The following is a 9,057-nucleotide window of genomic DNA, read 5'->3' as shown; positions in this document are numbered from 1 at the left end:
TCTTAAAGGCATAGTCAATGTGCCTCTACCAACTCCTTTAAGAGAAAATCCTAAAGTTGTTGCTACTTTTGTAAAAAAACCAAGTTTCAATATTTCGGGCCGGCACGAAAATCGCAACCCGCTCGGTCGGCGATCGCGAATCTCGGTTCAAATTACCGACCGTTTCATCAAATGCTGTATGTAAAGAACGCAAGATATGATGTTCGGACCGTTCGTCGGCATCAATCATCACGACAACGGCAATATTTCTAGAGTTACAACTTCTTCTGTAACTTCTCACAATGTCCGGATAATTTTTGACCACCCAAGCATTGTTATTTTGAATGATTCTTCCTTTGGGATTGCCAAAGTCTTTAATTTTGCGATCGTCCCATCCCCGACATTTCAAATATTCCCTGATAAATCGCTCTTGGGCCAGATCCTCGCAGAGGATCGTAACTTCCGGCAAATTATCTCTACTCGTCATAAATCCATCCCAGTTCTATCAGGTGACTCAATGATAAGCCGTCTTCTTTTTTACCGTCTTCTGTTTGCATCTCGGTCATCTGACTGATGGGTTTGACCCGGACGGCTTGATTATTGCTTCGTTCAAACCAATAGCCCAAATTGCCAGCCAAATAATTGATCAACGATGGATGATGAGAAATTAAGATGACTTGTCCTTGATTTTCGATGCAAGAGTCCATCACTTTATTCCACCAAGGTCGTATTTCTGGCAAAGCCAGGAAATTTTCGGGTTCGTCAATACACAACGTAAAATCTTCGTCGGAGGAACAATAAATTAAGGTATAGAGTGCGATCAAGACTTTTTGTCCCTCCGACAATTCATCGAGCTGATATGTAACTTTGCTGGGATGATTGAAAGATGCCGACAAAATCCTGACATCGCCAGATTTAGAATTTTGGAACGAATCAAATCCCGGAATTATATTTTGCAATTCCAATGTTAGTTTGAGTATATTTCCTTGATTTTCTTGAGATAAGTAGCTGTACCAAGCCGCGTAATTTGAAAGATTCCAGTCGGGCAAACTTGCCTCCTGACTGCTTTTAGATGTCATTGAAAAAGGGTCGATCTGTACGATCGAAAAGTTTGCCATCCGTTTTTTGAACCAGGTCAGCTTTTGATTGTCGGGTCTTTCATAAATAAAACCGATGCCAGAACGCGACCAATCAAAGAATGGTAAAAATGCACCTTCACGATTCGGATCGTCATTGTACAGTCTGGCTTGACCGACGGGCATACCTCGATCCCCCGCATCGATCCAGAACTCGAACAGCGGTTGACTGTCAAAAGTTAATCTTTCTAAACGCATTCTGGGCGGTGAATACTCTCCTTGATGTTGGATCTCCAGAGTATATTTGTACAAACCACCATTCCCTTGAATGTCCAATTCAAATTTTTGAACGTCCGATGTTTGCCACCTCGTCAAATCCCGGGATTTAAATAAATCTGAGACTTTGTAATATTGCTGAAATATTGGATCGCCCAAAATAAATAGCTGCAGTTTTCTTAAGGCATCAAAAATGGTCGTTTTCCCCGAACCATTGGAACCCAAAAAGAGGTTGATGCTATCCACTCTCAATTCAAAGTTAACCATGCATCTAAAATTATCGATATAAATTCTTTTCAGCATAATTTTTTTTGATAGAGATCGGGTGGCATCGTCAGATGATGCTGTCATCATGAAAAATCACAGCATTACGATTGTATTTTATAATTGTCCGATTCGATGTGTCAATTGTATCGCCCCCGATGCCCCCAATTCTGGGCTCGGCCGTTTCATTCTCGGTTAAAAATTGTCGGGGGTGAGGATGAAAACGGTTGAGGGGAGACAGGAGCAAGGGAATATCCGGTTGAAAATACCTTTTCATTCCGAAAAATCTCCCGGTCGCTCCCGATCGCTCCCCCTGCCATTTTTCGGGGAGAATGAAACGGCCGGGCCATTCTGGGGGCTTTGAAGGGATTCAGTTGTCGGGATCATTTCGCACTGCTATAGTCGGCGAAACTTGCGGCCCGATCAGTCATCGTCTGGATCGCCCCAGTCGGCGGGTACGTCCCCGGTTTTGACCCGTCTGAGCACTTTTTTATCCAGGTAAAACCGCTTCGGTTTGGGGGCGGGTTTGGGGGGGTCTTCGGGATGCCAAATCAACGCCAACAAGACGAGAGCAATCAGAACGGCTTCCATATTCAAATAGTCCTCAAAAATGGTTCGGGAACGCTCCGCGAAGCGCACCCATCGCCGGCCGGACGGGTTGACCCGGGGCGCGGGAACGTCTCATTGATCTAACTTTTGATACGGCCAGTTTAACCGGACGATCGCGATGATGTCAAGGAAAAATCTCATTAAAGTGAGAAAAAAGTCCGGGATTGGGAAAGATGGGGAGAGGGGAGGCGGGAATTGAAACCGGTCTCGCCCCGATGATAAGGGAATTTGAGTCGGACTGCCCCGCGATCGCCACTTCGACGGTCGGGGGGGTTGTGACTCACTCAAATGAGATAACAGACGGTATAATCAGGGGCAGTGTCCGAAACCCTCCCCCGAAGGCGGTGAAGCCATGATCCCCAGAGACTTTTTGATCCACCTGGCCCGACGGGCCGGAATCTCCGACAACGAACTTGAGGTTTTGTCCCGGGCGATCGCCGGAGAACCCCTGGCCGCGATCGCCCGCGATCTCGACATCCGCAAAGATGCCCTCCAGAAGCGACTCGGGGAAGTGTACAAAAAATTTGACATCGCCGGTTCCGGCCCCGGAAAACTCGCCAAATTGCAGCAATTCCTGGTGGCAGAATATCAAAGTCAGGTCGCCGCCAAACCCGCCGTCCCCCGGGGGGAGGCACCAGAAGGCGATCGCTTCTTCGATCGCACCCCCGAACTCGACACCCTCAAAAGCTGGCTGATGGCAGATCCGGCCCCGGTGGTGATGCTGTGGGGGGCCGGGGGCATCGGCAAAACCGCCCTCGCCGCCCGAACCGTCCGCGAGATCGCCCCCCACTTCGATCGCGTCATTTGGCGATCGCTCCGCCGGACGCCGACTTGGGACGACTTATTCCCGACGGGCGATCGCGCCCTGCTGGTGGTGGACGACCTGGAAACCCTCTCCCCGTCGGAAATCGGCGAAAACTGGGGGCGCCACCTGCAAGCCCGGGCCGACTCCGGGACCCCCACCCTCTTGATCGGGTGGGAACCCCCCGCCGCCCTGATCTCACTTATCGAAGATCAAGCGACCCTTCAAATGTTGGAATTGAACGGACTCCCCGACTCGGAGGCCGAAAAACTGCTTGCCAACGGGAAGCTGACCCCCGTCGATGCCCATTTCCGCACCGAATTGATTCACCTTTACGGCGGAAATCCCCGGTTACTCCAACTGATTTCCACCCAATTTTTCAATCGGTTTCTGGAAACGCCGCTGCAATTGATCCAGCAAACCACTTTGAACGTCGAAAAAATTATCCGCCAATACCGGGACGACTGGAACGATCTGGAACCGCAATTGTTGTGTTGGTTGGCACTCCACAACCGCCCCGTCGCCCGGGAAGAATTGACGGAAAATTTGATGGTTACCGAAGACGCGATCGCCCTGACACCAATTTTAGAATCCCTGGAGGCGCGATCGCTCATCGAGTCCGTCGCCGGCGATCGATTCATCCTCAGCCCTGCCGTCCGCCGCCTCATCTCCCACCATTTACTAGCGAAATACCTCAACCAATTGGGCTACCAACATTATCTCGACGGCGAATTTCAAAGCGCCCGTTCCGCCCTGACGGACGCCATCCGCTACAACCCGAACCTGGCGCCGGCCCACTACAATTTGGGTTCGACGGACGAACGGTTGCAACAGTTTGCATCCGCCCGGAACCACTACGAAATTGCGGCGAAAGGCGGTGGCAGGGCCGCCCACGCCGCCGTCAGCAACTTGGCGCGGCTGGCGCTTTTAGAGGGGGATGCCGAAGCCGCGATCGCATCGATTCAAAAGATATCAGACCGGGTGAGCGATCCCGATGTCAAAGTCGCCCTCCAAAAAAATTTGGGTTGGGCTTATTTTCTCAAAAACGACCCCGATCAAGCCGAACAGCATTTGCGAAATGCCCTAGATATTGGCAATAAAAACTCGGCGGTTTTCTACCTGTTGGCGCAGGTTTTGGAAGTCAAAGGGGAACGTCAGCAAGCCCTGCCATTTTGGGAAAGCGGACTCGCCGCCGACGATCGCGATCGCGCCAGTTCGACAACCCCTTGGCGACAGCCGGAGTTGGAGGGGTGGCGGGCGATCGCGCGGCAGCGGGTGAATGCCGGGACTCCCCAAAAAGCCTGATGTTTCAATCCCGGGGGAACGATGGGATCGTCTTCGTCTGAAACCATAATCATAATTGGAGATGGGTGGGAGTGTACTGTTGTTGATAGCTCCAATTCATCCCTCACCCATTCCGGAAGGGGGGAGCGATCGTGCGAGAGGGGAAAGGCGACGAAGAGGTTGCGGTTGGGTTGGGTCTGGGCTGGAATTAATTTCAATATAGCCGTTCAAAATTATTCGTCAATAGTCGAATCCTCAAGCACCCAACCCGACCCGGCTGCGGTGGGGGTGAAAAGGGAAAGGAGGAACCGAATTGAGAGCGGAGAGTCGGGCGTTTCTGACGGTCGGCGATCGCTTTGACATCGGCTCAAATTTGACTGTCATTCAGAATGTCAGTTCGCCCAAAGTTGCAATTTTTGTAGTTATTTTAACAATTTTTACAAAAGCTAAATGATCCTTAAGAATTCTATCGATTTGGGAAGCGGGCGTTATAACACTCGACAGGTAGGACAAACTAAAATAGTGAGATCGATCCACCCGAGCTGCGCCCATGAGCTACTGCCTAAATCCCCTCTGTCCGACCCCTCAAAATTCCCCGAAAAGCCACGTCTGCTCGAACTGCGGCTCATCTTTGCTGCTCGATCGCCAATATCGGGCCGTACAGAATCTCGGGGGCGGGGGCATGAGCCGGACTTTTTTGGGCATCGATGAAAAGCGATCGCGAACCTCCTGCATCCTCAAACAATTCTCCCCCCAACAGCAGAATTTCGCCGCCGTCCAAAAAGCCACAGACCTGTTTCACCAGGAGGCGATGCGGCTGCAGGAGTTGGGCAATCATCCCCAAATCCCGCACCTGTACGCCAGTTTGGAATCCGAGGGGCGATTGTACTTGGTGCAGGAATATATCGAGGGAGAAAATCTCCTGCAGGAGTTGGATCTCGGGAAACCTTTCGGCGAAGAAACCGTGCGGGAACTGCTCTGGGACCTGTTGCCCATCCTGCAATTCATCCACCATCACCAAGTCGTCCACCGGGATATCAAACCCGAAAATATCATCCGCCGCCGCCAAGACGGCCATTTGGTGCTCGTCGATTTCGGTGTCGCCAAACATGAAATCGACCTGTTCCACCCCAAAACCGGGACGATGACGGGAACCATCGGCTACGCGCCTCTGGAGCAAATTCGCGGGGGAAAGGCCTACCCGGCCAGCGACCTCTACAGTTTGGGCGTCACCTGCATCCACCTGCTGACGGGGATTCCCCCCGGCGAGCTGTTCGACCCGTTCACGGGGGAATCGACCTGGCGATCGCACCTGGAACGAACCGACCGCAGCATCAGCCCCCCATTGAACCGCATCCTCGACAAACTCCTCGCCGACTGGGTGAAAGACCGCTACCAGTGCGCTGAGGACGTTTTGCGCGACCTCCGACCCGAGCTTCACCCGAGCCACCCCCTACAAGTCCGGGTCGCCGTCGAACTGGCGACCCGACAGGCGGAGTTCGCCCACCAGCAGCCGATCTGGGGCGTTCCGCCACCGCAATCCTTCGGTGTGGGGATCTTTTCCGGTTCCCCATCTCCCCCGCCAATCTCCATCCCCCTGTTAAATTGCGACTGCGGCGGACAACTGGGTTTCGAGGAAACCGCACCGCCAAAATCCCCGGAAACCTGGCGGTGTGGGGTCGTCCTCAAAGGGCACTCGGCCCCCGTGCGGGCGATCGCGATCGGGCCGAACGGGTATCTGTTGATCAGCAGCAGCGCCGACCGCACCATTCGACTCTGGAACCTCTGCACCGGCCAACTGCTGCACCGCTTTTGCGGCCATGCGGCGGCGGTGAATGCGATCGCCGTCAGTCCCAACGGGCGACGCCTGGTCAGCGGCAGTTGCGATCGCACCCTGCTGGCTTGGAACCTGAAAACCCGCGCCATGACCGACCGATTTTTCAGCCACTCCGGTTCCCCCTACAGCCACCGCAGCGGCCCCATCAATGCCGTCGCCTACAGCCCCGACGGCCGCATCGTCGCCAGTTGCGGCGCCGACCACACCATCAAACTCTGGAACCAGCGCAACGGGGAACTGCTCTACCGCCTCCGGGAACACTGCGGTCCGGTCTTTTGCGTCACCTTCGTGGGACGCACCCCCCCCACTGCCGCCACCCCCCACTCTTGGGACGACCATCCCCAGTCCAGTTGGTTTGCCAGCGGCGGCGCGGACGGACAGATCAAAATCTGGCGATTCGGACTGTTTAACAGCCTCTACACCCTCGCCGGACATTCCGGCGCCGTCGGGTCCGTGGCGTTCGGTCCCGACCCGAACCTCCTGGCCAGCGCCGGCGAAGATGGCACCGTGAAATTGTGGGATTTCCAACGGGAAAATTTACTCGCCACCCTTTCCGCCACCGAGGGAACGAAGCCCAGCATTTCCATCAGTCCGGACGGGAAAATGTTGGCTTGGGGCGGCGGTGACGGGACGGTGCGCCTGTGGAAACTCGACCCGCCCGAACTCTCCACAAATCCGACGTTTCAGTTGGCCGGATACGGCCCCGTCGCCTTCGGTGCGGACGGCCGGACGCTGATTTGCAATGGCGGAAATAATGAAATTTGGGTTTGGCATTTGGGGGAGGATTAGGGGGCGATCGCGATTCCTCAAAATCTGACTTTCGGTAGGTGACAGAAATCGAAGCACAAGTTATGATGCGATCGCAATTCATCATCCGAGATTAAGGAGAGTTTAAATGATGACGGATAAAGCGACAGAGAAAAAAGCTTACTCAGACAAATTTCAGGCGAAACTCGACAAGATGAACGCCCAAATTGACGAACTCAAAGCCAAAGCCAAACAGGCTAAAGCAGATGCCGCGATTAACTATCACGAGCGGATCGAGGAGCTGGAAGTCAAGCGGAATCAAACCCAGGACAAGCTGAAAGAATTGCAGCAAGCCAGCGGGGAGGCTTGGGAAGATATTAAAGATGGTTTTGAAAGCGCTTGGGGCGAACTTCAAGGTTCATGGGAAAAGGCGATGGAGAAGTTCAAATCTTAATTTTTGAGATCGGCGATCGCCGGGATTTTTGAGTCTAAAAAATCTCCGCAATTCCGACTAACCGAAATGTTTCGTTTAGTCGGAAGTGAGCAGTTCTTCGAGTTGGGTGAGCAGGTGTTGCAGCCGTTCCCACTTCGCCGGATTTTCCCAAATTCTGGCGGCTTTCAAGTGCTGATAAGTTGTCTCGATCCGAGCTTGGGGAGAGGCAGAGCGATCGCCCGAATTTGGCAATTCTTGAATGCGTTTCCGAATGGTTTTCAGGGAAAGATTTTGCGCGATCGCCTCTTGAAGCAGTTTTTTTCGCTCTCCCTCATTCGGAATTTTGGCGATCGCCATCGCTTTCGTGTAGGTGATTTTTCCCTGTCGCACCGCATCGAGAAGGTGCGGCGGTTTATTTAGCAGGCTCAACCGCGTTTCGACGAAGGATTTCCAGGACAAACCCAGGGGGGCGAAAATCTCTTCGACCGCCGCCATTTCTTTTTGAGCCGAAACGTTTCGGCTCACCCCCCGCTTGAAGCCGTTCCGCATCCGGTAAAGCAGGGAAATGACGCGATCGCGATCGAGTTTCAACCGCACCGACAGCAGCTTCTCAAAAATTGTACCGATCCGTTAGGTCGATGGTAACGCCGTCCCGTTGAAAAAGAGTAACGCTTGGATGGCGGCGATGACGCGCTCCAACTTGAGTTGCGTGAGTGATAACCGAGAGATCTCATCAATAACTGCCGTAATTTCTTGGCACTCGCGATCGCGCTCCGGCTCCAAGTATTGCAGTTGTTCGAGGGGATGGCGGTTCAACAAAAAGTCGAGTTCTTGACAGAGGTTCTGGTAGCGAGAACAGGCCCACTTGAAATCGGATACGACGCATTCCAACTGGATTTGAGCCTCGATCCAGTCCCGCATTAATTGGAATCGCGGGTGGACCGCGGCGACGGGCGACACGGGACTGGGTTGCCAAGAATAAGTGTCAGCAAGGTTTCCCAACATAATAGCACCCTCAAAATTTACCCTTCACTTTCTCTCTCAGGTAACATAGCCCGATTTTACGGGAAATGGCAAAAAAAAATTTTTCGTTCTATTTTTGCCTGTTACAAATGGCGATCAAACCTTTGCCAGTTGGAAGTTATGGCGTTTTTAGCTGTCGGCATTTTTCCATCAAATCGCACAATTTCAAGAGTCAGGCCGGGGGAAATTATGAAGTTTTGTAAAAATAATCTCGGGCAATTTTGAAAGTTTTATTAAGGGGTTAAAATTCCGGATCTTTCGATTGTAGAATGGCTGACATTCCCCGGCAAGCTGTTTGAAACTGTGCGATCGCATCTTGGGGGTGGTGGAAACGATCTAATTTCCGGCGATAAAGGCATCGATTTTCTCTGGGGAGTCGAAATCGATCCGTCTTTCCCGAATCCGGGTCTGGGAGAACAAGATACATTGATTGGGGGGTCAGAAGCAGATGACTTTGTACTCGGAGATGAATTACAGTCTTATTATATCGGTTCCGGAGATTTAGATTTTGCATTAATCACCGACTTTCAACCCTCAGAAGATGCGATCGATGTCAGCGGAGCAGATGCCGTCATATTTTCTGACTTTACCTTCGGAGATTTCGGAGTTGGCGTGGGGATTTGGAGTCAAACCAACGATTTAATTGCTTTTGTACAAGGCATCAATGCCACTGATCTTATTGCCGATTTTAATTTGTTTCGCATCGGTTTTATGGAGGCAAACTGAA

9 protein-coding genes are annotated in these 9,057 nt (G+C 52.3%); 5 read left to right on the top strand and 4 right to left on the bottom strand.

Annotation, left to right across the window (positions count from 1 at the left end):
* Nucleotides 1-184 (top strand): hypothetical protein (locus tag AC0QHF_RS08920; RefSeq protein WP_324703853.1); only part of this gene is annotated, 184 nt, incomplete at its 5' end.
* A 271-nt stretch (nt 185-455) separates the two neighbouring features.
* On the opposite strand, the gene AC0QHF_RS08915 is transcribed toward AC0QHF_RS08920, so the two are convergent.
* The gene (locus AC0QHF_RS08915; protein ID WP_324703852.1) at nt 456-1,685 is read right to left on the bottom strand and encodes an AAA family ATPase; all 1,230 of its coding nucleotides are present in this window, start codon (nt 1,683-1,685) and stop codon (nt 456-458) included.
* A 333-nt stretch (nt 1,686-2,018) separates the two neighbouring features.
* Nucleotides 2,019-2,186 (bottom strand): hypothetical protein, encoded by a 168-nt coding sequence (locus AC0QHF_RS08910; RefSeq protein ID WP_324703851.1) that lies wholly within the window; start codon nt 2,184-2,186, stop codon nt 2,019-2,021.
* A gap of 370 nt (nt 2,187-2,556) precedes the next feature.
* Here AC0QHF_RS08910 and AC0QHF_RS08905 point away from each other — a divergent pair, with 370 nt between their 5' ends.
* From AC0QHF_RS08905 to AC0QHF_RS08895, 3 genes are all read left to right on the top strand, one after another.
* Complete coding sequence (locus AC0QHF_RS08905) at nt 2,557-4,311, top strand: tetratricopeptide repeat protein (RefSeq protein WP_324703850.1); 1,755 nt, start codon at nt 2,557-2,559, stop codon at nt 4,309-4,311.
* Between the two features lie 529 nt (nt 4,312-4,840).
* On the top strand, nt 4,841-6,916 hold the full coding sequence (locus AC0QHF_RS08900) for a serine/threonine-protein kinase (protein WP_324703849.1): 2,076 nt from the start codon (nt 4,841-4,843) through the stop codon (nt 6,914-6,916).
* A gap of 106 nt (nt 6,917-7,022) precedes the next feature.
* On the top strand, nt 7,023-7,328 hold the full coding sequence (locus AC0QHF_RS08895; RefSeq protein ID WP_324703848.1) for a sll1863 family stress response protein: 306 nt from the start codon (nt 7,023-7,025) through the stop codon (nt 7,326-7,328).
* Nucleotides 7,329-7,403: 75 nt separating this feature from the next.
* Here AC0QHF_RS08895 and AC0QHF_RS08890 read toward each other — a convergent pair whose 3' ends face one another.
* Nucleotides 7,404-7,904, bottom strand: coding sequence for a ParB/RepB/Spo0J family partition protein (locus AC0QHF_RS08890; protein ID WP_324703847.1), 501 nt, complete (start codon nt 7,902-7,904; stop codon nt 7,404-7,406).
* A 33-nt stretch (nt 7,905-7,937) separates the two neighbouring features.
* Entirely contained in the window at nt 7,938-8,312 is a 375-nt protein-coding gene (locus AC0QHF_RS08885; RefSeq protein ID WP_324703846.1) for a hypothetical protein, read from the bottom strand.
* A 321-nt stretch (nt 8,313-8,633) separates the two neighbouring features.
* On the opposite strand from AC0QHF_RS08885, the gene AC0QHF_RS08880 reads away from it, so the two are divergent.
* Nucleotides 8,634-9,056 carry a calcium-binding protein gene (locus AC0QHF_RS08880; RefSeq protein WP_324703845.1) on the top strand — a complete coding sequence of 141 codons (423 nt, stop codon included), beginning with the start codon at nt 8,634-8,636 and terminating at the stop codon, nt 9,054-9,056.
* Nucleotide 9,057 lies beyond the last annotated feature (1 nt).

Source organism: Lyngbya sp. CCY1209 (assembly GCF_055795065.1).
This window is presented reverse-complemented; position numbering and strand designations above follow the sequence as displayed.